Source organism: Streptomyces atratus (genome assembly GCF_040655115.1).
In the GTDB taxonomy this organism is placed as follows: Bacteria; Actinomycetota; Actinomycetes; order Streptomycetales; family Streptomycetaceae; genus Streptomyces; species Streptomyces atratus_D.
The window spans coordinates 48,382-71,526 of the sequence record NZ_JBFAJH010000010.1 but is presented as its reverse complement, the minus strand read 5'-3'; the positions used below and the strand labels follow the sequence as shown (position 1 = coordinate 71,526).

Sequence of the window (23,145 nt, the reverse complement as noted above, 5' to 3'; positions counted from 1 at the left end):
TCCAGCAGGTGGTGCATGACCGTTTCGGGGATGGCGGGGTTGGCGGCGGCGCCGGTTGCGGCCGCGGTGTCGTGCAGGAGGGTGGCCAGGACGCGGGTCGGCGGCTGCTTCGTCCCGTATGCCGTGGTGGAGGTCGTCGAGCATTCGGATCACGGATGCGGCGGACAGGCGCTGGTCGCGCAGAGCGCGCCGGCGGACGCCTGAGTCCGCGTCCCGGGGCGAACGCTGGGCTCCGGTTCCTGGCCGATCAGGGCCACTGGGTATCGGATGGGTAGGTACCCGACGCTGTCAGAGGCATCCGCGCAGTTCGTGCGCCAGTGCTCGGGCTGCGGCCGCTGGTCGTTCCCATCCGGACGGTCCGTAACGGGCGGCGACAGCGGTACTCGCGGCGCCACTCCGGGCGTTGCGGCGTGCGTCGAGGAAGGGTGATGGGCGGTCGAGGGGGACTGACAGATCCTCATCGCGGTGCCTATGATGCCGGGGATGAAGAACAACTCCTCGTACGGATCGGGGGAATCGTTCGCGCAAGGTGAGTGCTGATGGCACATCACTTCGCGAACACGATTCCGGCCCACCTGTTGATGTGGCAGCGCGTGCGCGAGTACGCCGTGCCGCCGTCCATGATCGAGACCGCGACCGCACGGCGTGCGGTCGGTGACTGGGCGGGGGCCTGCGCCGCCGCCCGGGTCGACACCGATCTCGATCTGCGCGCCGTGCGCGACCGCCACGGCATCGAGCTCGTCACCCGCCTTCGTGCGGATCTGCGTCGGCTGGCGCCGGATCTGCTTCGCTGGCACATGCCCCGGATCGCCCCCGACGGACGGCTCCGGCCCGGCCTGACCATCTCCCTGAGCCATTACCGGAGGTGCGGCGCCACGCCGTTGCAGCTGGTGGTGCGGACACCGCCGGCCTGGGCGGACGCTGGACAGCGAATGTCCCTGACCCTGTGGGAGGAGTCCGGGATCGGCGCCCCGAGGCACCATCCGCACCCGCATCCCGACCGGCGTTTCCGGCTCGACCTGCACCGGCATCTCTGGGATTCCGGGCGGAGCGGCGAGCTGGCGCGGCGCTGCGGTGCGGGCGGGGCGCCGTTCCAGGCACCGCCCGACCGGCCCTACGCGCTCGCCCGGCCGGACGTGCCAGCCCTGTCCGATCGGTCCGCCGTCCACGACTGCTCGTGGGCGTCGGCACGGTGGGCCGCCGAGGCCGAGCTGCTGTTGGGAGCCGAGGGTCGCCCTCGCGGGGCCTTCACCGTGCGGCTCGGTGCGCGGAGCCGCGCCGTGCTCGAACTCGTCGCCCCCGACGACAGCCATGCCCCGACGTTCCGGCCGCTCCGGGAGGCGCTGCCGCCGCAGGAAGTCGCAGCGCTTCCGGTGCTGCCGGAGGCGGCGGCCCGGGTTCTTCCGGATCTGGAGTTGCTGCGCGCCGGGCTGGTCGCGTCCGATCGGCTGCATCCGCTCGTCGCCACAGCATTGGCGGTGGCTGACCCGGTGGCGGCGGCCGGCCCGGGAATGGCGGCCGGCCCCGCCCCTCAGCCCGGCGACCCGCACCGGGTGGAGTGCCGGGGCGAGGTCCACCGGATCGCGCTACGGGACGGGGCACTGACGGCGATCGATCACGACCCGGCACAACTGCGCCGGGAGGAACTGCTGGTGGCGCTCGGCGGGCCCGCGCTGCCCTGCCTGCGGGCGATCGACGCGGTGCACCGCGAACCGGAGGCACTGCCCGCGGTCCGGGAGCGGCTCGGCCACGGTGACGTCGCCGGGGCGCTGAACGTGGTCGAGGGGTTGCTCGGTCCCGGTGCGGTCCTGCGCGACGGGCCGCTCCGGGAGGAGCTGGAGTCGGCTGCGGCCCGCCGCATCGACCACGGACTTTTCCGCTCGGGGCTGGTCGCCGTGCACCCCGCTGCCGGTGCGGTCGGGGGCGGGAACGCCTCCGGCGTGGGGCACGCGGAGCCGGGCCACCGGCCTCGGCTCGATCGCCGTACGCCTGCCGCAATGCGCCTCAAGCGGAGCAGCCGGGCACGGCCCCGTACCGGCCTGATCTGACCTGACCTGACCTGACCTGCCCTGCCCCTGATTACCGGGCGATCGTCTGACCGGCTGCCCCACCTACGTCCCGCACTCGCACTGCGCGTTCCGCGCCGCACGATTCCACCACCTTCGGGACCCGCCGTCCCGTTCCGTTCCCTCATCCCACCCCAGGTGATGCCCATGACCTCCAGTACCCTCCTGCCCGCCCCGGTCCCGGCCGTCGGTGCGTCCGCACCCGCCCCTGCCGGTGTGTCAGCACCCACCCCCGCCGGCGCATCCGGTACCGGCACCCAACTCGTTGTCGCCGATGACCTCCTGGCCCTGCTGCGGATGACCACCACCGAGCCGCGCCCCGACGAGCAGCTCGAAGCGCTCACCCTGGCTGTCGCGGCCGACCTGCCCGTGCTGCTGTGGGGCGAGCCGGGCATCGGCAAGACCGCGGCCCTGACGCAGCTCGCCGCATCCCTCAACCTGCCGCTGACGACCGTGATCGCCAGCGTCCATGAGCCGACCGACTTCTCCGGCCTGCCCATCGTCGGCGACGACCCGGCGGTGCAGGGGGTGCCGATGGCACCGCCGCAGTGGGCCGTGGAACTCGTCCGGGCAGGGCGGGGGTTGCTTTTCCTGGACGAACTCTCCACCGCCACCCCTGCCGTTCAGGCCGCGCTGCTCCGGGTCGTCCTGGAGCGGAGGGTCGGTGCGCTGCAACTGCCGCCGGGGGTACGGATCGTGGCCGCGGCCAATCCGCGCGCGTCTGCGGCGGACGGGTGGGAGCTGAGCCCGCCGCTGGCGAACCGGTTCGTGCATCTGTACTGGGTGCACGACCGGGAGGTGGTGGTGCGCGGGCTGGGCGGGATCTGGCCCCGGGCGGAGCTGCCCCGGCTGGTGCCGGAGCGGCTGCCGGAGGCGGTGGCCTACGCCCGGCGCGCGGTCTGCGGTTTCCTGGAAGCCCGGCCGACGCTGATCCACCGGCTGCCGAGCACCGAGACGCGGCGCGGCGGTGCTTGGCCATCGCCCCGGAGCTGGGAGGCCGCGTTGACCCTGCTGGCCTTCGGCACGGCGGCCTCCGCCTCCCGGGAGGTGCTGGCGCTGCTGGTGCGGGGTGCGGTGGGGGACGGGCCGGGGCTCGAACTCCTCGCCCATCTGGACCGTATGGAACTGCCGGACCCGGAGTCGTTGCTGGCCGATCCGGCCTCCGCCGAGCTGCCGGCGCGGGGCGATCTACGGCAGGCCGCGCTGGAGGCGGTGGTGGCCGCCGTAGCGGCACGGCCGCAGCGGGCGCGGTGGGAGGCGGGCTGGGCGGTGCTGGTCCGGGCACTGGAGACCGGCGTCCCGGACCTGCTGGTCGCCCCGGCGACGGCGCTGGCCGCGCTGCGGCGCGACGACTGGGAGGTGCCGGAGGCGGTGGAGCGGCTGGCCGGGGTGATCGGTCTCGCCCGGCGGGCGGACCAGTCGGTGGGGCGGGCCGCGGCGGTGACCGACGCCGGGCGTACGACGGGGGCGCGCCGATGAAAGGGGCCGCGAAGCGCCCGCTGCCGCGCCCGATGGCCCGGCCCGCGCCGCCACGCCCGGTGCGGGCCACTGTTCCGACGCCGCCGGCCGGCTCCGGCGCGCCGTACGGCCCGCCCGGACTCTCTCTGGACATGGAGAAGTTGCTGGCCGCCCGGCTGCATGCGGTGAAGGTCCGTCCCTACCTGGCCGGCGCACTCTTCGCGCTGCACGTGGTGGAGGACCGTTCAGTGCCGACGATGGCGGTGGACGCGCACTGGCGCTGCTACGTCTCCCCCGGCTTCGTGGCGCGCACACCGGCGGAGGAGCTGGCGGGCGTCTGGGTGCACGAGGTCTCCCACCTGCTCCGAGACCACCACGGGCGCAGCGAGCGGTATGCGCGGGGGCGCGAGGAGCACGGGCCCGGCGAGCGGCTGCGGCGGAACATCGCCGCCGACTTCGAGATCAACGACGACATCTACGGTGACGGTCTGCCCCTGCCTGCCGGGGCGGTGCTGCCGTCGCTGCTGCGGCTGCCCGACGGGCTGCTGATGGAGGAGTACCTGCGGACGGCATCGATGTCCGGGCTCGGCGCGGACCTGGCCTGGCTGGACTGCGGCAGTGGTGCCGACGGGCAGGACCGGCCGTGGGAGCTGGGGCCCGACGGGGCACACGGGCTGAGCAGGCAGCAGCGGGACGCGGTCCGCTTCCGGGTCGCCGAGGGGATCAAGGGCCGGCCGGGCGACGCTCCGGAGGGATGGCGCCGGTGGGCGGACGAGGCGTTCCATCCACCGCAGCCGTGGCGGCAGTTGCTGGGGGCGGCGGTCCGCTCCGCGGCGGGTGCGTCGGGAGTGGGCGAGGACCACAGCTACCGGCGTCCGTCCCGCCGATCGGCCGCTGTTCCCGGGGTGCTGCTGCCGAGCCTGCGCCGTATGCCGCCCCGGGTCTGCGTCGTGATCGACACCTCAGGGTCGGTGAGCGACGCCGAGTTGGGCAGCGCGCTGCTGGAGGTGGCGGCGATCTCGCGAGCGGTGGGCGGGCGGCGCGACCTGGTGTCGGTGATCTCCTGCGACGCGGCGGCCGGGGTCGCCGTCCCGCTCTGCCGCGCCGAGAACATCGAGCTGGTCGGCGGCGGGGGAACAGATCTGCGCTCCGGTTTCGCCCGGGCGCTCCGCTCCCGGCCCCGCCCGGACGTGATCGTCGCTCTGACGGATGGTCAGACGCCCTGGCCCTCCACACAGCCACCCTGCCGCACCGTCGTCGGTCTCTTCCCCCGCCCAGTGAGCGCAGTGGACGAGGAAAACCCCGACTACGTCCCGGACACCCCGCCGCACTGGGCCCGCGTCGTCACCATCAGCTGAGAAAGCGCAGTGGCGCGCCACCACGACCGGGATGCTGTTCGTGCGGGCACCTGACTGCTCATTGGCCGATCCTTGTCAGCTCGATCCTCGGAGACTCCTGAGGCCGACGCTGCCGTGGCCGAGACGGCGCTGCGTCAGCGCCGCCCGGTCGTCATGCTCACCTCGGACATCGACGACATGACGAAGCTCTGCGGCGACAGAGTGCGCCTGGTCGCCGTGTAGTCGACGCCCAGGACCCGAACGCCGGGGGCTGAAGGTCGGCCGGTATGTCCTTGTCCGAGCGCGGCGGGGCCGGTGGAGTCCCCGAAGTCGTACGTGCACACGAAGTGGCGCCCGGTTTGAGCAGGGCGGCCAGTGTGGCGGTGCGCTCGTCGCGGAATCCGATTTCACCGCCGGAACGGCCGTACTGGACGCCGTAGATGGTGAACGCGTGCATATGGCAGTTCTGCCGGCCCATCGCGGCCTGGATCACGGAATGAAGCCGGTCCAGGCGGATCGCGGCGGGCACCAGCAACTGCCGCCAGACCCGGGGGTCGTCCACGTCGGCGAGCTCGACGAGGATCCGCAACACCGCGTCGCCGGGCTCGGGCTCGCCGCGCATCCGGGCCGTCTCGGTACGGCCGTCCGCCGTCAACCCGGCGCATTCATCGGTGAGATGGACAGCGCCCAGGGAGACCAGGGCCTTCAGGACCCGTTGGACGTCGTGGTCGTTGACGGTGCGCAGATGCCCCAGACGGTCGGGGGACAGGTTGTCGAGCACGTACAGCGGGCTGACCGCCTGCCACACCACCTCGTACAGGTCACTGAGTGGCACCGGGGCAGTGTTCGCGTGCAGCCGCTGCAAGCGAAGCCGGGTGCGCCGACGGTGTGCTGACCACGCGCGGACGGGCCGCGCTGACCCGGCCACCGCACCTGACCATTCCTCAGCTGTGGCAACGCTGGCTGAACAACAGCCTCCTGGACGATTTCTCCCGCGTCGAGGAGATCAAGGGCCAGCGCTCGGCGAACGTCCTGACCGCCGCCGAACCGCGCCGCAAGCTCGTTCCCAGTGCGTCGGCGGATTGCCCTCTCACCGTATGGGCCCCTGGACCGCGCGCATGTCGGCGTGTGCGCACGCTGCTCCGGGGAGGCGTAGGCGACCGTCATGCCGCCCGACGGCACCAACACGCTGACCCCCGGCGCCGTTTCGAGGCACGCCGGGGCCACGGCGGCCTTGGACCGGGCGAGGCCGAAGTCGGTGATCTTCGCGGCGCCCGCGCCGTCGAGCAGCACGTTGGCCGGCTTCACGTCCTGGTGCACCAGATCTCTGCGATGGGCGTGCTCAAGCCCGCGGGCCGCTTGGACCGCCGTTTCGAGTACGCGGGCGAGGACCTGCCGAGCGTCCCGGCATAGAGCTGGCCCTCGCCGATCCACTCGGCGAGTCTGCCGCCCTCGACGTACTCGGCGAACACGCGGGGGACACCATCGATCACCCGCACGTAGTGGCAGGCGCAGACGTTCGGATGCAGCCCGAGGGGCACCCGCGCCTCGGCTTCCCTGACGAACAACTCCTGATCGCCGGGGCGGCGGAACAGCTCGGGCCGCGAGCTCTTCACCGCCATGTCGATGCCCCAGGCGAGATGCCGGACCCGATGCACGATGCCCATCCCGCCCCGGCCGAGCTCACCGATCACCCGATACCGACCGTCGACGGTCCCGCCGGACGCCCAAGCGGCTGACGTAGGTGCGTTCACTGCGATTCACCCCTGCTGGTGACGACCGGCGCCGGGGTCGGCTCGTGACGGCATTGCCGTGGACGTCCCTTCCGCCGCCGAGGCGTTCACGGTCACCGGGGCTGTAGAAGTCGCCGCGCACAGCCGCCAGTTGAGGTCTCCGGCCCCACGCCGGATGCGGAACTCGCCTGCGGGCCCGGATCCTCGTCCATTCCTGTATTACGGTACTGGAGTGTGCGGGCCTTGCTGGGGGAGAGTTGTTGAACGCTCGAATTCTGGTCGCGGAAGATGACGAAAAGCAGTCTCGACTGATCCGGATCTATCTGGAGCGCGAAAGCCACGCGGTGCAGGTCGTGGCCGACGGCCGTGCGGCGCTGGAACGGGCCCGTTCGGTGCAGCCGGATCTTATCGTTCTCGATGTGATGCTGCCCCTGGTCGACGGACTGGATGTGTGCCGCATCCTACGTACCGAATCGGATGTTCCGATTCTGCTGCTCACCGCGCGCTCGACCGAGGAGGACATGCTTCTCGGCCTCGACCTCGGCGCCGATGACTACCTCACCAAGCCGTACAGTCCGCGCGAACTGACCGCACGGGTACGGGCGTTGCTGCGCAGGTCCAAGAGGGGCGGCAGCGCGGTGGAGCCCGCCGTGCTGCGGGTGGGCGAGGTGGAGCTGGACATGGCACGCTTCGAAGTCCGGGTGGCGGGGCGGCCGGTGGCACTGACCGCGAAGGAGTTCGCCGTCCTGGAGACGCTGGCCCGTGAACCGGGCCGGGTCTTCACCCGGGCGCAGATCATCGAGCGCGTCTTCGGTTTCGACCGGGATGTCCTGGAGCGGACCGTCGACGCGCACGTGATGAACCTTCGACGGAAGCTGGAGACGGACCCGAGGCGGCCCCGCCATCTGGAGACGGTTTACGGGCGGGGCTACCGCCTCGCGGACGGTGGCGGCTCAGCCTCCTCCTGACCTGCCGCCATGGCCCGAAGCCGCGGGCAGGGTGATCGTGAACGTCGTACCCAGCCCGACCGTGCTGTGCACGTCGATCCCCCCGTCGTGGTCGGTGACGATCTGACGCGCGATGGACAGCCCCAGCCCGCTGCCGCCGGTCGCCCGCCCCCGTGACGGATCCGCCCGCCAGAAGCGGTCGAAGAGGTGCGGCAGGTCCTGTGCCGATATCCCTTTGCCGGTGTCCCGGACTTCTACGACGGCCTGCTCGCCGCGCCGGATCAGAGCCAGGGTCACCGTGCCACCGGGCCCCGTGGCGTGCAGCGCGTTTCCGATGAGGTTGCCGACGACCTGGCGCAGCCGGTCCGGGTCGGCGGTCACGTACACCTGGCACGGCGCCTCCAGCTCCACCGCGACGCCCGCCGTCTCGGCCTGGGCACGATGGGCGGTGCGGCCGGCGTCGAGCAGCTCGCGCAGGTCGACCTCGCGGCGGTGGTACGTGAGCGCCCCGGCCTCGGCCAGGGCCAGGTCCTGCAGGTCGTCCACGATCCGTTGTTGGAGCAGCGCCTCCTCGTGGAGGGAGTCGAGCAGGTCGGGCGTCGGTTCGACGATCCCGTCCCGCAGGGCTTCCAGATAGCCGCGCAGGTTGGCCAGCGGGGTGCGCAGCTCGTGCGCGATGTCCCCGGTGAGGCGGCGCTGGCGCTCCTCGCCGGCCTGGATGGAGTCGGCCATGCGGTTGAAGGCGCGGCCGAGCTGTGCGATCTCGTCCCGCCCGGAGACGGGGACGCGTCGCCCCAGATCGCCCTCACCGAGCCCCTTGGCGGCGTGCGTCATGGCCCGGACCGGGCGAAGGACCGCCCGGCTCAGGAGCAACGCGCCGAGGACGGTTGCGAGGGCGACTCCGATCGCGACGGCGACGGTGGGTGCGGCGGCGAGGCTGGGCGGGGACTCGTTCCGGTAGCCGAGGTGGATTTCCAGGCGGGGCGGGGCGACGGAGGCGGTCCGCTCGTTGAAGACCCGCTGGAGGCAGGGGGTGAGGGGCTGTGCGGAGTCGCAGGCGCGGAGCGCGTCGAGATCCTGCGGGGTGTGCGGGTCGGCCCCGCGGGGCGGCTCTGTGCAGTGCGCGGGCCGGCCATCCGTGCTGATCCGGGGAATGCCCAGGTCGTCCTGCCGGGCGGTCACCTCGGCGCCCACCCGGGTCAGGCAGGCAGCGTACGCGGCCGAGGAGCGGTAGTTGGCGATCGCGGTGGCCGCCAGCTTGACCGAGAGCCGGGGTGTCTGCCCGTCGGGGAACCGCAGGACGGGCCGCGCGTCGACCAGTACCGGGGGCCGGCTGCTCAGTGGGCGGGGCCCGCGGCCCGCGAGGGCGTCGGAGTCGGCGAGCGGGGCGCCGGTCTCGGTCACGACCCGGATGCGCTGCCCGGTGGCCTTGGCGAGTTCGCCCACCGTCGGTGCGAGCCCGTCCCAGGTGCCGTGCGCGAATCCGTACGTGCGGAGTTCACCGGTGATCAGGGAGACCTCCCGCTGTCCGGCGCTGACGGTCTCCTGGACCTGACGGTTCGCCTGACGCAGGGTGAGCCAGGCGGTGGAGGCGGTGGCGGTCAGGGCGACCAGCATGAGCAGGCCCAGGACCCGCAGCCGGAAGCTCATCGCGTTCCCCTTGTCCTGGCTGTCGGGACGCGTGCGCTCAACGGGGCTCCTTCGGTCGGGTTTCCCCAAGTGCGGGATGACGGGATATTTCGGCGTGTGGCTGGGGCCTGCTCGGCAAGAGCGCCGATTCGGCCGGTACGCCGCAGGAATGGCCGATTCCGCCCTGAAGTCAATTTTGGTCCCCAATGGAAGGAAAGTGGCCAGTTGGCTGCGGAATGCTTACTTCAGCACTGTCGGCCTGTGAGGGTACTTACACCTCTCGCATCCCGATGGATGCGGTGGCAGCACCGTTCGCTCCGGTGCCTCCCGGTACTGGGGTCGCACTACTAACGAAACGACACATGGGGGTACAACTTGAAGCGTCGACTCGCAGCGATCATCCCTGCCGTCGCCGTGGCTGCCCTGGCCGTCCCGATGGTCACCGCCACCTCGGCCTCCGCGAACGCGTCCTGCGGTACCACGGTCAGCGACAAGGACGGTTCGGCCTGGGGCGTCTACGCCAACGATGCCAACGAGCGCAGCGGCTCCAGCACCGGCTGCGGGATCAACGGCCTCGCCGACAGCAACGACAGGCTCGACTACCACTGCTACACCGTGGGCAGCGACGGCCACACCTGGACGTACCTGCGCGACGAGAACGGCACTAGCGCCGATGTATACGGCTGGGTCCGTGACGACCTGCTGAGCAACGGCGGCAGCTACGTCTACTGCGGCTTCTAGCAGCACCGGGGAACTGCCGGCCGAGCCGGAGCAACAGCACACCAGGGGCGGTCTCGTGCGAGGCCGCCCCTGCCTCGTGCGGCACCGGAACGGACACGGGCCCGCCGCCGTTCCGCCCACACCCGCGGTGGTGGCCCCGCCCATCCCGCTCACCTCTCTCCCCACCCGCCGCGGCCGGGCCTGTGGCCGGCGTTCCCGTGGCCGTACGGCTCAGGAGCTGGACAGCGCCTCCGTCGGCGACAGCTTGCTGGCCCGCACCGCCGGATACAGTCCGGCGGCCATGCCGATGAGCAGGGTCGATCCGATGCCGGCCGCGCTCGCCCAGGCCGGGACGACCGTCGGCCAGCCGCGGCCGACGGCGTACCCCGCCGTGATCAGGGTTCCGAGCACCGTACCGCCGAGCCCACCGATGAGGGACAGCAGCAGCGACTCCGTCACGAACTGCGTGCGGATCTGACCCCGGGTCGCCCCCAGGGCCCGGCGCAGACCGATCTCCGGCCGGCGCTCCAGGACCGAGATGACCATCGTGTTGCCCACACCGACCCCGCCGACCAGCAGCGCCACTGCGCCGAGGCCCAGCAGCAGGCCGGTGAGCGCCGACTCGGTGGCTTCGCGGGCCGCGAGGGCGTCGGAGGGCCGCGAGACCCGGACCTCGCTCGGCTTCTCGGGGTATGCCGTGGTCGGCAGCACCGCCCGTACCGCCGCGACCTCACTGTCCTCGGTGCGGACGTAGACCATGGAGGGGTGGCCGTCGAAGCGGAGGTATGTCCGGGCCGCCGACCAGCCGACCAGTGCCGCGCTGTCGAGTTCCGGCGCGAGCGGTACGGGATCGAGGACGCCGATCAGCGAGAACCAGCGGCCGCCGATCAGGACCCGGGTTCCGGAGGTGTACACGTCGAGCCGCTGGGCGGCCGTGGCACCGAGCACGACAGCCGGGTACTTCTCCGTCGCCGCGTCCAGCCAGCGGCCCTCGCGGACCTTGCCGCCGACGGCCGGGAGCAGGTCCCGGTCGGCCGCGAGGACGTCGAGGGAGCCGGTGCGGCCGATGGCGATGTGGTCGTTGCGGTAGATGTGCGCGCCGGTCGCGCCGGTGGCGGCGACCTGCTGCGCGGGCGGGATCCGGCGGATCATCGGCACGGCCTCGTAGGGGAGTCTGGCTTTCTCGCCGGCCAGGCTCTGGCCCGGTGCGACCCGCAGGAGGTTGGTGCCGAGCGCGTCGAGGCGGCGGTTCACCTCGGCCTGCCCGGAGCCGGAGATGCCGACCACCGCGATCATGGCGGCGACGCCGATGGCGATGCCGAGCGCGGAGAGAAAGACCCGCAGGGGCCGGGTCCGCAGTCCGGTGCCGCCGAGGCGTACGACGTCGGCGGGCCCGAGGCGTGCGGCGCGCAGCCGTGACCGTGACCGCTCCGGGACCGGAGCCCCGGCGTCCGAGGACTCGGGGCCCGGGGAACGGAACGGCGGGGTCTCCGGGGCCGGACCCCGGGCGTCCAGGGAGCCAGCCGCTGTGGGACGGGAGTCCGGGGTCTGCCAGGAGGAGTTCGTCGTACGGTCCTTCACCGGGGTGCCCCGATCGTCGTGCTGCGGGCCGTGTCGGCGACCAGGCGTCCGTCGCGCATCTCGATACGGCGGGGGAGTTCGGCCGCGATCTCGCGGTCGTGGGTGATGATCACGACCGTGGTGCCGACCGCGTGCAACTCGCGTAGCAGGGTCAGTACGGCGGCACCCGACGCGGAGTCGAGGTTGCCGGTCGGCTCGTCCGCCAGCAGGACGGACGGTTCGCCGACCACCGCGCGAGCGACCGCGACCCGCTGCCGCTCGCCTCCGGAAAGCTGCTGCGGCAGGTGGTGGACACGGTGGCTGAGCCCGACCCGGGCCAGCGCGGCGGCCGCCCTGGCCCGGCGGCGGCGCATCGGGACGCCCGCGTAGAGCAGCCCGTCTGCCACCGCGTCCAGCACGGGCACGCCGACCGCCAGGTGGAACTGCTGGAAGACGAAACCGATCCGCGTGGCCCGCAGCGCGGACACCTCCCGGTCGGACAGCTTCGCCACGTCGTGGCCGTCGACCAGCACCCGCCCCGAGGAGGGGCGGTCGAGGCTGCCCATCAGGTTCAGCATGCTGGACTTTCCTGAGCCCGACGGGCCGACGACGGCGACGAGTTCCCCGCGTCCGATCCGCAGACTCACGTCGCGGACCGCGGCAACGCCGCCCGGATACGTCTTGCAGACCGCGTCGAACTCCAGAACCGCCGGGGACACACCGCTCACGCGATCCTCACCTTCATGCCCTCGCGGATCGCTGTGCCGCTCACTTCCACGTTGCCGTCCGCGAACAGCCCCGTCTTCACGGCGAGGAACCGGCCGTCCTCGGTTTCCAGGCCGTACCCGCCCTCGGCGAGGGCGACCAGCGCGGAGACCGGAACGCTCAGTACGTCCTTGGCCTCGCGTCCCACGTACTCGACCGTCACAGGGCCGCTCTCCAGCCGCCCCAGGGCCTTCTGGTCCTGGACGGTGATGGTCACGGGGATCGTCGCGTCGGCCTCTCCCGATCCGCCCTCGCTGCCACCCCCCTCGGGCGTGCTCGCCTGCTTCCCCACCGACGCCACCTTGGCCTGCACGGACTTGCCATTGGGCAGCTTGACCCGGACGTTCGTGCCGCGCACCGCCCAGGCGGCGTCCGCGGCCGAGGCGCTCACGACGACCTTCCGCGACGTACCGGTGTAGGCCAGGGTGTTCTCGCCGGCCGCGGAGCCCAGGCGTGCCCCCGCATGGCCGATCCGCACCTTGCCGGAGGAAGAGATGACGTCCCCGACGCCGACAGTCCCGGACTGGGGCAGCCCGAGCGACTTCTGCCAGCGCTTGACCGCTTGGGCGGTGGCGGCGGTGAACCTCTCGTCCACGGTGAAGCCGGTGTAGCCCAGAGCCGCCAGGTTGGACTCGAACTGCATGACGTCCATGCCTCTGAGCTCACGCGGGGCCTGAGTCGAGCCGGTGTCCCCGCCGGTTCCGGCGCCCCCCGGCGCCGGTGACCCGGAGGGGCTCGGGGACGTGCCGTCCGCGTTCTTCTGCTGCTGGTCGACGGAGCCCTTCTGCTGCTGGGCGTCCGAGCCCTGGTCACCCTCCTGGGCGGTCAGGCCGAGGTCCCGGTACATCGGCAGCGTCCCGTACATGAGCACGACCGGCCGGTCGTCGACGCGCAGCAGCGTGCCGCCGCGCTCGACCGTCGCGCCCTGCTCGGGCAGCCAGGTCACGGTACCCGTCGCCTTGACCGGCAGCGGGACCTCCGTTCCGTAGCTCAACTTGCCATCCACCGCGGTCCGTTCGGCCAGTGTGGTCCGGGTCACCGGGACGACGGAACCGGAGCGGGGCGGCGCGCTCGGGCCCTTGTCCTGGCCGCCGCCGAGCCCCAGTGCGCCGACCACGGCGACCGCCGCCACGCCGACCACGGCCGAGGCGATCAGCGCCGTACGCCGGCGGTGCCGGCGGCGCGGCGGAGGCGGCAGGGGGGCCGTCGCGTGCGCGTCATCGATGTGCGTCACCGTCTCGGCCATGATCAGCCCTTGCCGGCCGGCGGGTTGGTCGGTTCACCGATGATCGGGGCGCAGACGCGGGTGGCTCGCCGGGCGCCGGCCGAGCTCTGATCCCATCCGGGTTCACCGGAGTTGTCGTCGCGGCTCCCGTTCGGATCCGGGTCCGGGAAATCGGGGGCGCCGTTCTTCTGCATGCAGGCGGCATAGTCCCGCTGCTTCTTCATCTGCGCGGGAGTGAGTTTGGGCTCGCTGGGCTCCAGGTCCTGGGGGACCGTAGCGTTGAACTTGGCACACTTCTTGCTCGCGTTCATGAACTTCGGGTCCTTCTTCAGGGCCAGGCCCTGGCCGGACATGTCGACCTGTCCCTTGGAGTCCGGGTCGGGGAGGTCGACCCCGTTCGTCCGCATGCACGCGACCCACTTGCGCTGGCTCTCGACGTACGCCGCCACATCGTTCCCGCCACCCTGACCGCCCGTCTTACCAGCCGATGCGGCCGAGCCGCCACCACCGGCCGTCGGGAGCTTCGAACCGCCGTCGTCGCTCCCGCAGCCGGTCAGCGCGAAGACCATGACCGACGCCGCCGAGGCCAGCAGTACCCAGTTCGTCCTCATCGCTTTCCCCGCTCCTCCTGTCGGGCCCGGCCGCAGACACGGCGGGCAGGCCGACCGTAAGCCGGAGATGATGAAGAACCTTTGAAGAACCTGTCAGCCGATCATGCGCACTGCAGCTCTTCCGGATCCCCGGGCGCCGCCGCGTTCGGGACCAGAACTGAGACCAGGCGCCGGTCATACCCGCGACCGTCGGTACCGCTCGCTCCGGTACCGACTGCCATGCCGGCTTGCTCACACCTGGCCGTAGAGGCTTGTCAGGTCGACGAGTTGAATGCTCGGTGAGGTCTCAGAAGCTGTTGTTTCCGGACTTGAGGACGACGTTTTCGCTGGTCAGACATAAGGGTGGTGATTCCGTGGGAGTCGTGGCCTGTCGTGTTGTCGCTCCTTCGGAGATCGCGGATGCCGTCGGTTGTTGGACTGCTGGAACAGCACGAGCTCGCCGCTCGCCGTCGGGTCGACGGGCTGCGTGAGGAGGCCGACCGCATCCAGGCCGAGCTGGCCGTGGCTGAGCAGGAACGGCAGGAGTGGGCGATCGCTCGCAGGCGGGTCGATACGGTGCTGGCTCCGGATGGCGGCGGCACCGCCGACACGGAGGACGCCCCGGGTCCGCGGGATGCGGCGAAGCCGAAGTCACAGGTGCCGGTGTGGCGTGAAGGCCTTTCCTGGTCGGTGCTTTCGGTGGACTACCAGCGCATCCTGCAGGACCTCGCGGACCGTCTCCGGCTCGGGCAAGGTCCGCTGACTTGCCAGGAGATGGCGGCCATGTTCGGCATGGAGGTGGTGCCGGCACGGGTGGAGGCCCTGCGATCAAAGGCGAAACGCCTGGTCGCGCGCGGCTGGCTGGCCGAGCCGGCGCCGGGCCGGTTCACGCTCGCGCAGGGCGTGGCCGGGCCAGACGGCGCGTCATGAGCAGGATCGTCGACCAGTAGACCATCGACTCATGAAACAGACGCTCGGCTGGACCGCCCCGAAGGTCCGTCACGCGGACACCGCCGACCTGTGGACCTGGCTCATCATCGCTGCCCACACCCAGCTCCGCCTGGCCCGACCCCTCGCCGAGGACCTCCGCCGGCCCTGGGAACGACCGACCGGGCCCCGCCGACTCACGCCCGCCCGGGTGCGGCGGGGGTTTCGCAACGTCCGCGCGGCCGCGGCGAGGCTGTCGCACGGCTCCTGCCCCGTGAAGGTCAAGAGCGATTCGTTGTTCGGTTCCGAGGATCAGGGAGGCGTCGGATTCTTGGCCGGTGAAGCAGAACTTCTTGTCGTGCGACCGTGAACGTGATCTTGAGATGCCGCGGGATGTCCGGCAGTGGCTGCCGCCCGAGCACCTGTGCTGGAAGGTGCTCGACGTCGTCGAGGTTCTTGACCTATCGGCGTTCGAGAACAGCTACCGTGACGACGGGCGGGGCGGGGTGGCCTACCCTCCCGCGAGCCTGATTGCGTTGCTCCTGTACTGCTACAGCAAGGGAGTGCGCTCCTCCCGTCGCATCGAGCAGGCTTGCTGGGACGACGTGGGCTGCCGAATCATCACAGCGAACCGCCGAGTGGACCACTCCACCGTCGCGCGGTTCGTACGACGCCACCGTGCCGCCTTGAACTCGCTGTTCGTCCAGGTGTTGTCGCTGTGTGGCCGACGTGGCCTGGTCGATCTTTCGGCGGTGGCCGTGGACGGCTCACCGATGGAGGCGAATGCCTCACGCGACGCCAACCAGCGGCTCCAGCGCCTGGAGGGGACCATCTCCCAGTGCGAGAAAGAGATCCACGCGCTGATGGAGGATGTAGTCGACCACGCGCTGAGCGTCGAGGCCGACGGCTCTGCAGCACAGGGCGATGGCGAGGACGCGTGCGATAGCTGGCCTCGCCTGTCCCGGCTGTGCGACCGGCTCACCCGGGCCCACATGGCCAGGGACAGACTGCATGAACGGGCTATGCCTTCACCTACCGAGATCCGGATCAAGGTCGAAGCCGCCGAGCGGATGGTGGCCCGCGCGGAGAAGCGCCTGGCCGCTGAGACCGAAGCTCACCAGGAGAAGCTGAAGAAGTACGAGCTCCGCGTCCAAGAGGACCGGGCGGCAGGACGTCGTGGAGCGAACGGACGGCCGCCGGTCCCGATGGAGCACAAGACCGTCCTCGTTCGCCAGCGAATACGACTGGTGAAGATGCGGGCCTGGCTGGAGCGGGCCCGCACACCCCGACCGGCCCCCTCCCCGGATTCCCGTGCCTGCCTGAGCGATCCCGACTCCCGGCTGATTCCCGGCAAACGCGGTGGCTACCTGCAGGGATACAACATCCAGATCGTGTGCGCCCGCCGTCAATTCTTGCTGGCCATCGAAGCGCACGACAATCCCTCGGACAGAACGGCCCTCGTTCCGATGGTGAAGAAGACCCAGCACAATCACCAGGCCGCACGGCTCCCCGGCGACATCCAACTCTGGCTCGCCGACAGCGGGTACGCTTCGGCCGCGTCCTTCGAGGCCCTCGCCGACCTCCCGCTACTGGTCTCGGTCACCAGCGATGCTGACCAGGCAGGCTTTCCCGCGAAACGTCAGCAGGCCCCTGCCGGCCAGCAGGACATGGCGGCCCGCCTCGCCACTCCAACAGGACGGGCCCAGTACCGTCAACGCAGTGCCCTGGTCGAGCCGGGATTCGCCCAGATCTTCCAACGGTTCGGACGACACCTCAACTACCGCGGCCGCCAGGCGGTGGACGCCGAGATCAAGCTCCTCGGCACGGTGCACAACCTCAACAAGCTCATCAATCACACGCCCAAGAATCGCTCTTGACCTTCACCGGGCAGGAGCCCTGCGACAGCCTCCGGCCGGTCCGGCGGCCGCACCGAAACCATCCCGGTCGGGACCCGGCACTGTGGAGACAGCCCGGACGAGAAGGCGCTGCCTGGTGACTACCGCCGGATCCTTCAGATCGTTCGGGCCGCCGGTGGTCCGGTCCAGGTCAGGGCGGTGGGCGAGGAGCTGGGACTTCAGGTGGCGGTGCGCGGGAAACTGGAGCCGCTGCGGGCGAAGTTGACCAAGCTCGCGGACCGCGGCTGGCTGCAGCGTCCGCCACTGCCTCGTCAGCGAGGGTGGCGGTCACTGTGGCGCGATTCACGCCGACTGGTTTGTGCCCGCGCTGTGCGTGCCTGAGAAGAAGCCGGTCTACATCGAAGACATGGTCTTGCAGAGCGCTACGGGGGAGAGCGTCCCGGTCTACGTGCCCAGCCGCGGCAACGGCCGGGCCGGTCGGCACATGTGGGTGTCGGCAGACGACCGCACGCTGTGGGAGGAGATTGTCGGTGAACGGACGCCTCTTCCCCCAGCCGCGGCCGAAGAGGACGACGACGTGATCACCTTTACCGAGCAGGAGAAGAAGGGTGGTTCGTCAGCGGCGCCCGGCCCATCCGCAACCTCGGCCAGCCGACCGGTGGCATCACCCTTCCCCGCATGCCCGTGCAGGGCTCTCGTGACCCGATGCGGATCACTCCAGTCGAGCAGGCCGCCGCCTCCGCCGCACTGGGATGCCCAACGTGGGAGCGGGGGCCATGCGCCGGGTGCGGCCAGCCGATGCGCAGGTAACGGGCGGTACGCGGCGATGTACTGCCGAGCGTGCCGGGCCGTCCTCAACGGGTGCTAACCGGGAACTGCAACCAAAACTGCAACCACGCAATGACGAAGGCTCCGGCCGCGATGCGGTCGGAGCCTTCGTTTGCCCAGGTGGGCGGCTGCGGAGGATACGAGATTCGAACTCGTGAGGGGTTGCCCCCAACACGCTCTCCAAATGTTCGTTTGGGGGTTCGGGGAGGGGCAGGGGCGTCCTGACCTGGGGCGGAGTTGACTGTTCAGCGGCGTCCGGACGCGGCTGAATGCAGGCGAATGAGACCAGAACTGAGACCACGAGGTGCCGGATGGGTGGCTCGCCTTGTTCGGCGGATGCTGCGCGGCAAAATTCCTACTTGTTTGATAATGTCGGTTCCATGAGCGAAATTCCTTACAGCGTCGGTGAAGGACCGGCCACCAGGGTCAGTCTCTCCCTCCCCGAGGGGACGGCGGAGGCGATTCGCCGACGGGTTGGCAAGCGTGAGTTCTCCGCGTTCATCACCGAAGCGGTGGAGCGCGAGCTGCGCGGTCAGATCTTGGATGAGTACCTGGCCGACTACGAACGCCGGCAGGGGTCGATCTCCGAGCACGAGCAGGAGCGGGCACGCCGGGTTTTCGACGAGGTGTTCGCCGAGGAGGGGCAGTGGCCCGCCGCAAGCTGAGCCACGAAGGCGCCCTCGTTCTCGACTGCGAGGGCCTGTCGAAGTTCGTCAGTGATCACGAGCCCGTCGTCGCCCTCATCGCCGAAGCCCGCAAGCGGGGCATGGAGGTGGTCATCAGCGCACTCACCATCATCGAAGCGGTGCATCGCCGGACAGACAAGGCGCGGCTCGCCTGGGTCCTGTCCGGCGTGCGAATCGTGCACATCGGCGACGAGGAGGCCAAGGCCGCCTCAGCCATGCTGATCAACGCTGGGCTGCATGGTCACAAATACGCCATCGACGCTGCCGTGGCCGAGACGGCGCTGCGTCAGCGCCGCCCGGTCGTCATGCTCACCTCGGACATCGACGACATGACGAAGCTCTGCGGCGACAGAGTGCGCCTGGTCGCCGTGTAGTCGACGCCCAGGACCCGAACGCCGGGGACTGAAGGTCGGCTGGGCGCCCGGTTTGAGCAGGGCGGCCAGTGTGGCGGTGCGCTCGTCGCGGAGTCCGAGTTCGCCGCCGGAACGGCCGTACTGGACGCCGTCGATGGTGAACGCGTGCATATGGCAGTTCTGCCAGCCCATCGGGGCCTGGATCACGGAGTGAAGCCGGTCCAGGCGGATTGCGGCGGGCACCAGCAGTTGCCGCCAGACCCGGGGGTCGTCCACGTCGGCGAGCTCGACGAGGATCCGCAACACCGCGTCGCCGGGCTCGCCGCGCATCCGGGCCGTCTCGGTACGGCCGTCCGCCGTCAACTCGGATCATTCATCGGTGAGATGGGCAGCGCCCAGGGAGACCAGGGCCTTCAGGACCCGTTGGATGTCGTGGTCGTTGGCGGTACGCAGATGCTCCAGACGGTCGGGGGACAGGTTGTCGAGCACGTACAGCGGGCTGACCGCCTGCCACACCACCTCGTACAGGTCACTGAGTGGTACCGGGACGGTGGTCGCGTACAGCCGCTGCAAGCGAAGCCGGGTGCGCCGACGGGTCACCGTCCTGGCGAACTTCGACATCGTCGCCCTTGACGGGGGAACCCGGTGCGTCGGCGGATTGCCCTCTCACCGTATGGGCCCTGGACCACGCGCATGTCGGCGTGTGCGCACGCTCCGCCGGGCTTCGCGGCGGCCCCGCACGCCCCGCAGCCCCTATACAGCGTGAAGACCTCTTCCAGCCGGCGGACGGCTCCGTCGTCACTTACGTGAACACGGGAACGGGAAAGGCCCCGGGCACGATCGCCCGCGCCCGGGGCCCTGGTCGCGCTCATCGCCCGTGCGTCAGGCGACGACCACGGCCGTCGCTTTGCTGTACGCGTAGCCGCTGGAGTGGCCCGTGCGGAGGGCGGTCACCTTGACGGTGATCCGCAGACTGCGCTGCGCCCGGGTGAGGACGAACGTGGACTTCGTCGCGCCCGTGACGGCCTTGCCGTTGGCGTACCACTGGTAGCGGTACGACGTCGGCGTGGGCGTCCACGTGCCGCGGTTCGCGGTGAGCGTGCGGCCCACCTTCGCCGTGCCGGAGACCGACGGCAGTGTGGTCGCCTTCGGGGCGACACCACGGGCCACGGCGATCGCCGTCGTCCCGGCCGTGCCGCTCGCGTGGCCGGTGCGGTTGGCCTTCACCGTGACCGACAGCTTCTTGCCGAGCTGGGAGGCCGTCGGGACGTACGAGGAGGCGGTGGCGCCCGCGATGGCGACGCCGTCGAGCCTCCACTGGTAGGTGTACGACGTCGGCGTCGGCGTCCAGACGCCGGCCTTGGCGTACACCCGGGTGCCGACCCGGGGGGTCGCGCCGAGCGCCGGCGGTGTCGTGGCCTTCGGCGCGACGCCCAGGGCGACCGTGGTGGCCGCCGAGGTCGCGGTGCGGGACGGGGCCCCGGTGAGGTGCGCGGTGACGGCGACCGACAGCTTCTTGCCGAGCTGGGCGGCGGTCGGGACGTACGAGGAGGCGGTGGCGCCCGCGATGGCGACGCCGTCGAGCCTCCACTGATAGGTGTACGACGTCGGCGTCGGCGTCCACGTGCCGGTCCGGGCGACCAGACCGGTACCGACCCGGACCGTGCCCGCGATGGTGGGGGCGGCGGTGTTGGCCGGCGGCTGGGGGGCGGTGACCGTGAACTGACCGCTGGAGTACTGCCATCCGTTGGTCGTGATGACGCTGAGCGCCCACGAGCCCGTGGCCGCGTTCGTCAGGTCGAGCGTGGCCGTGAGGGTCCGGCGGTCGGGCGCCACCGAGACGGTGGTCGACTCGATCGTCGTGCCGCCGGAGCTGATCCGGACCTTGTCGCCCTCGTGCAGGGCCGAGCCCGACACGTTGACGGTCACCTTGGTGCCGGTGACGCCCGTGGTCGGGGTGACGCCGGTGACACTGTGCTTCTCGGTGCCACAGGTCGTCGAGCAGACCAGCTCCGCCTTGTAGGACGTCCGGGACGCCTTCTCGGGCAGGCCGAGGACGAAGAGGGACGGGACGACCTGGGTGCTGTACGACCCGTTCAGACTGCAGCGGCTCTCGCCGCCGGACGCGGCGAAGCAGGCGTTGTCCAGGTCGGTCTCGTACAGGGCGGGCACGGCGGTAGTGGTCGCGCCGTTCGTGTCGCTCACCTTGACGTCGAAGGCGTCGCGGTACGAGGTGGGCAGCTGGGCGCAGAACGCCGTGTGCTGCTCGTCCAGCGTGCCGGTGAACGGCCCGTATCCGTACGTGATGTTCGGGACCTTCACGCACTCCGGCGACGGGCCGGCGGCCGTGGCGATGCGCAGGGCGTCGAGCCGGTACGAGTCGGCGGCCTTCAGGGACGACGGGACGGTCAGCAGCACCTGGTACCGGGTTGAGCCGGTGACCGCGCAGCTCCTGTTCCGGTTGGCGCACGTGGTGACGGCGCCGTCGGCGCCGTGCGCCAGGATGTTGGTGGTGCCGAGCGCGTCGCGCACATCGAGGTGCAGGACGTCGGCCGGGCCGGCCGTGGTGACCTGGTGGCACACCAGGGTGCCCGGCTCCCCGGGGACGCCCGGCGTCGCGGGGCCGTTGACGGTGGTCGCCGGAGTGGGCGTGCAGCCCTTGGCGTTCCCGGTGACGTCACGGCGGACCAGGGTGTGTTCGGCGGTGGCGTCACGGCCCCGGAAGAGCGCGGTGTACGCGGCCCCGGGGGTGAGGCGGCAAGTGGTCCAGGTCGCGGGGGCCGAAGCGGCCGAAGCGTTCATGGAGCAGGCCTCCTTGCCCGCGGCGTCGAGGACCCAGAACATGGCGCCGTTCGTTTCGGCGACGGTCCGCATCTGGAAGTTCTCGACGGCGCTGTGCCCGTCCGCGGGGATGGCCAGGCAGTACGAGAACCCGTCGGCGCCGGCGCCCGTGCGCAGCCGCGCGGACGCGGTCGCGGCGGTGAAGTCACCCGCGGGGAAGACCTGGCAGCCGCTCCCGGCCGGGTCCGTACGGTGGAACGCGACGCGGTACGTCTTGCTTCCCGTGTTGCCGCTGCCGTGGGACACGAGGGCGCGGTACGGGGCCGGTCCGGTGAGGGTGCACGCGAGGCTGGAGCCGGAGCACAGGGTGTCGCCGTCGGCGTTGACGACGGTGACGTCCGGGGTCGACGCGAAACCGGTGTACGCCGTGAGAGCGGCCATGCGGGCGCCCTGGGGCAGAGGCAGTGTCAGGCAGTCCACCGCGGCGCCCGAGACCCACGCTCCGTCGTTGACGCCGAGGCGCGCGGGCCGGCAGCCGGCGGTGGACCTCCGGTCGAGGACGAGCGTCGCCTCGTCGGTCAGGATCGTGTAGTCGCCGTCGGCCGGAACGGTGCAGGTGTTCCCCCGGCAGACCGTGCGCCCGGCGCTGTCGTACAGGAGCATGCCGGACCGGTAGCCGTTCGGCCCCACGCCGTACACGTTGTAGCGGCCGGCCGTCGAGGCCCTGAAGACCTTGCAGTCGACGGCCGGGTCCACGACGGTCGCAGCGGAACCGTAGGCGTTGACGGGCACGGTGGCGCAGCCGACCGGGTCCGACAGCCTGCGCGCCCCGCGGGCGTACGCGGCGGGGTAGCCCCGCGGCGACTTCGCGACACGCACCAGCACCCGGTACGGGCCGTCACCGCGCAGGACGCAGCCCGGATTGTCGTCCCCGCTGAAGGCCGGGCAGAGCGGGGCGCCGCTCTCGTCGGTGATCCACGCTTCGACGGCCGTGTCGTACGTCTGCGGATCGAGGCGGATCCGCTCACCGGCCCTGGCCACGAGGCCGTGGCACCGGACCGTGAACGGGTCGGGAACGGTACCGGTGACGTCGGGCGAGGTGAAGAGCGTGTGGATCGCTTCCCCGGCGCACTCGGCGGTGGCGGCGCCGAGGGGCACGACGGCGAGGGTGTTCGCCTGGTCCTCGTCCCAGTAGTTGGGGATCCGGATCGTGTACGCGCCCGCCCGGGGCAGGTCGCACCAGCCGCTGTAGTACGAGACCGTCTGGTCCTCGCACTGGACTTCCTGCGCACCGTCGTAGACGTGCGCGTACAGCAGGTCGTTGCCGGTGAGGACGCGGTGCATACCGGGCTGCTGGACATCTACGGTGAAGCAGACGGACCCATGGGCCGGAACCGTCGCCTTGCCCATGGCCTCCTCCCCGGTGCCGCCGATGGAGGCGAGCGGGAGAGGTGCGCATTCCTCGGTTCCGGCGGCCCACGCGGTGCCGACGCCGACCGGCACCAGCAGCGAGAGCAGGATGGCCAGCGTGGCCATCAGAGCGGTGGCGTGCGGCCATCCGGTTCCGGATCTGCCTTCCGCACGCGGGCGGTACGACATGAAACCCCCAGGAGATCACAAGTATCGGGGTGCATGACCGCCAAGAGGCCCAGATGGTTGTATGACACATGGCGTAGGCCGACCA

Annotated in this window: 18 protein-coding genes and 4 pseudogenes; 12 read left to right on the top strand and 10 right to left on the bottom strand. The window is 71.2% G+C overall.

The genetic code is table 11. The features are described 5' to 3' along the window. Positions 1-15: 15 nt before the first annotated feature. From AB0I23_RS14515 to AB0I23_RS14495, 5 genes and pseudogenes are all read left to right on the top strand, one after another. The gene (locus AB0I23_RS14515; RefSeq protein WP_359109533.1) at positions 16-204 is read left to right on the top strand and encodes a hypothetical protein; all 189 of its coding nucleotides are present in this window, start codon (positions 16-18) and stop codon (positions 202-204) included. A 335-nt stretch (positions 205-539) separates the two neighbouring features. Further along, on the top strand, positions 540-2,048 hold the full coding sequence (locus AB0I23_RS14510) for a hypothetical protein (protein ID WP_359109532.1): 1,509 nt from the start codon (positions 540-542) through the stop codon (positions 2,046-2,048). A 165-nt stretch (positions 2,049-2,213) separates the two neighbouring features. Beyond that, complete coding sequence (locus tag AB0I23_RS14505; RefSeq protein WP_436846932.1) at positions 2,214-3,545, top strand: AAA family ATPase; 1,332 nt, start codon at positions 2,214-2,216, stop codon at positions 3,543-3,545. 131 nt (positions 3,546-3,676) lie between these two features. Then, positions 3,677-4,882: a vWA domain-containing protein gene (locus AB0I23_RS14500; RefSeq protein WP_359109531.1), complete on the top strand. Its 1,206-nt coding sequence runs from the start codon at positions 3,677-3,679 to the stop codon at positions 4,880-4,882. A gap of 105 nt (positions 4,883-4,987) precedes the next feature. After that, a pseudogene (locus AB0I23_RS14495) lies at positions 4,988-5,104 on the top strand (DNA-binding protein); the annotation flags it as partial. A gap of 172 nt (positions 5,105-5,276) precedes the next feature. Here AB0I23_RS14495 and AB0I23_RS14490 read toward each other — a convergent pair. Together AB0I23_RS14490 and AB0I23_RS14485 are read right to left on the bottom strand one after the other, a co-directional pair. Continuing rightward, positions 5,277-5,483 (bottom strand): annotated as a pseudogene (locus AB0I23_RS14490) (IS1096 element passenger TnpR family protein); the annotation flags it as partial. Between the two features lie 83 nt (positions 5,484-5,566). After that, complete coding sequence (locus tag AB0I23_RS14485; RefSeq protein WP_359109530.1) at positions 5,567-6,295, bottom strand: protein kinase domain-containing protein; 729 nt, start codon at positions 6,293-6,295, stop codon at positions 5,567-5,569. Between the two features lie 559 nt (positions 6,296-6,854). On the opposite strand from AB0I23_RS14485, the gene AB0I23_RS14480 reads away from it, so the two are divergent. Further along, positions 6,855-7,562: a response regulator transcription factor gene (locus AB0I23_RS14480; RefSeq protein WP_359109529.1), complete on the top strand. Its 708-nt coding sequence runs from the start codon at positions 6,855-6,857 to the stop codon at positions 7,560-7,562. Here the strand turns inward: AB0I23_RS14480 and AB0I23_RS14475 are convergent. Then, positions 7,548-9,191, bottom strand: coding sequence for a sensor histidine kinase (locus AB0I23_RS14475; protein WP_359109528.1), 1,644 nt, complete (start codon positions 9,189-9,191; stop codon positions 7,548-7,550). The two genes, AB0I23_RS14480 and AB0I23_RS14475, sit on opposite strands and share 15 nt — an antisense overlap. Positions 9,192-9,545: 354 nt before the next feature. Here AB0I23_RS14475 and AB0I23_RS14470 point away from each other — a divergent pair, with 354 nt between their 5' ends. Further along, positions 9,546-9,911: an SH3 domain-containing protein gene (locus AB0I23_RS14470; protein WP_359109527.1), complete on the top strand. Its 366-nt coding sequence runs from the start codon at positions 9,546-9,548 to the stop codon at positions 9,909-9,911. A 210-nt stretch (positions 9,912-10,121) separates the two neighbouring features. Here AB0I23_RS14470 and AB0I23_RS14465 read toward each other — a convergent pair whose 3' ends face one another. From AB0I23_RS14465 to AB0I23_RS14450, 4 genes are all read right to left on the bottom strand, one after another. Beyond that, positions 10,122-11,303: an ABC transporter permease gene (locus tag AB0I23_RS14465; RefSeq protein WP_359109652.1), complete on the bottom strand. Its 1,182-nt coding sequence runs from the start codon at positions 11,301-11,303 to the stop codon at positions 10,122-10,124. A gap of 164 nt (positions 11,304-11,467) precedes the next feature. After that, positions 11,468-12,178, bottom strand: coding sequence for an ABC transporter ATP-binding protein (locus AB0I23_RS14460; protein ID WP_359109526.1), 711 nt, complete (start codon positions 12,176-12,178; stop codon positions 11,468-11,470). Continuing rightward, positions 12,175-13,461, bottom strand: coding sequence for a peptidoglycan-binding domain-containing protein (locus AB0I23_RS14455; RefSeq protein WP_359109525.1), 1,287 nt, complete (start codon positions 13,459-13,461; stop codon positions 12,175-12,177). Before AB0I23_RS14455 ends, AB0I23_RS14460 begins: the two co-directional genes overlap by 4 nt. 2 nt (positions 13,462-13,463) lie before the next feature. Further along, a complete protein-coding gene (locus tag AB0I23_RS14450) occupies positions 13,464-14,051 on the bottom strand; it encodes a hypothetical protein (protein WP_359109523.1) in 588 nt (195 codons plus the stop codon). Positions 14,052-14,450: 399 nt separating this feature from the next. On the opposite strand from AB0I23_RS14450, the gene AB0I23_RS14445 reads away from it, so the two are divergent. From AB0I23_RS14445 to AB0I23_RS14425, 5 genes and pseudogenes are all read left to right on the top strand, one after another. Next, complete coding sequence (locus tag AB0I23_RS14445) at positions 14,451-14,960, top strand: hypothetical protein (protein ID WP_359109522.1); 510 nt, start codon at positions 14,451-14,453, stop codon at positions 14,958-14,960. Between the two features lie 25 nt (positions 14,961-14,985). Further along, positions 14,986-15,240 (top strand): annotated as a pseudogene (locus tag AB0I23_RS14440) (NF041680 family putative transposase); the annotation flags it as partial. Positions 15,241-15,295: 55 nt separating this feature from the next. Then, complete coding sequence (locus AB0I23_RS14435) at positions 15,296-16,834, top strand: transposase (protein WP_359109521.1); 1,539 nt, start codon at positions 15,296-15,298, stop codon at positions 16,832-16,834. A 1,187-nt stretch (positions 16,835-18,021) separates the two neighbouring features. Next, the gene (locus AB0I23_RS14430; protein WP_283457299.1) at positions 18,022-18,306 is read left to right on the top strand and encodes a hypothetical protein; all 285 of its coding nucleotides are present in this window, start codon (positions 18,022-18,024) and stop codon (positions 18,304-18,306) included. Then, positions 18,288-18,701 carry a DNA-binding protein gene (locus AB0I23_RS14425; RefSeq protein ID WP_359109520.1) on the top strand — a complete coding sequence of 138 codons (414 nt, stop codon included), beginning with the start codon at positions 18,288-18,290 and terminating at the stop codon, positions 18,699-18,701. Before AB0I23_RS14430 ends, AB0I23_RS14425 begins: the two co-directional genes overlap by 19 nt. A 60-nt stretch (positions 18,702-18,761) precedes the next feature. On the opposite strand, the pseudogene AB0I23_RS14420 reads toward AB0I23_RS14425, so the two are convergent. The 3 genes and pseudogenes from AB0I23_RS14420 to AB0I23_RS14410 all read right to left on the bottom strand — a co-directional run. Next, positions 18,762-19,010: pseudogene (locus AB0I23_RS14420) on the bottom strand (plasmid pRiA4b ORF-3 family protein); the annotation flags it as partial. Between the two features lie 39 nt (positions 19,011-19,049). Then, positions 19,050-19,301, bottom strand: coding sequence for a hypothetical protein (locus AB0I23_RS14415; RefSeq protein ID WP_359109519.1), 252 nt, complete (start codon positions 19,299-19,301; stop codon positions 19,050-19,052). Positions 19,302-19,562: 261 nt separating this feature from the next. Beyond that, the gene (locus AB0I23_RS14410) at positions 19,563-22,997 is read right to left on the bottom strand and encodes a hypothetical protein (protein WP_359109518.1); all 3,435 of its coding nucleotides are present in this window, start codon (positions 22,995-22,997) and stop codon (positions 19,563-19,565) included. Between the last annotated feature and the right edge of the window lie 148 nt (positions 22,998-23,145).

Excerpts from the sequence above, each read along its gene's own strand:
- AB0I23_RS14515 (WP_359109533.1), top strand. The coding sequence starts at position 16 with ATGACCGTTTCGGGGATGGCGGGGTTGGCGGCGGCGCCGGTTGCGGCC.
- AB0I23_RS14510 (WP_359109532.1), top strand. The coding sequence starts at position 540 with ATGGCACATCACTTCGCGAACACGATTCCGGCCCACCTGTTGATGTGG.
- AB0I23_RS14505 (WP_436846932.1), top strand. The coding sequence starts at position 2,214 with ATGACCTCCAGTACCCTCCTGCCCGCCCCGGTCCCGGCCGTCGGTGCG.
- AB0I23_RS14500 (WP_359109531.1), top strand. The coding sequence starts at position 3,677 with ATGGAGAAGTTGCTGGCCGCCCGGCTGCATGCGGTGAAGGTCCGTCCC.
- AB0I23_RS14475 (WP_359109528.1), bottom strand. The coding sequence starts at position 9,191 with ATGAGCTTCCGGCTGCGGGTCCTGGGCCTGCTCATGCTGGTCGCCCTG.
- AB0I23_RS14455 (WP_359109525.1), bottom strand. The coding sequence starts at position 13,461 with ATGGCCGAGACGGTGACGCACATCGATGACGCGCACGCGACGGCCCCC.
- AB0I23_RS14450 (WP_359109523.1), bottom strand. The coding sequence starts at position 14,051 with ATGAGGACGAACTGGGTACTGCTGGCCTCGGCGGCGTCGGTCATGGTC.
- AB0I23_RS14445 (WP_359109522.1), top strand. The coding sequence starts at position 14,451 with ATGCCGTCGGTTGTTGGACTGCTGGAACAGCACGAGCTCGCCGCTCGC.
- AB0I23_RS14430 (WP_283457299.1), top strand. The coding sequence starts at position 18,022 with ATGAGCGAAATTCCTTACAGCGTCGGTGAAGGACCGGCCACCAGGGTC.
- AB0I23_RS14415 (WP_359109519.1), bottom strand. The coding sequence starts at position 19,301 with ATGTCGAAGTTCGCCAGGACGGTGACCCGTCGGCGCACCCGGCTTCGC.
- AB0I23_RS14410 (WP_359109518.1), bottom strand. The coding sequence starts at position 22,997 with ATGGCCACGCTGGCCATCCTGCTCTCGCTGCTGGTGCCGGTCGGCGTC.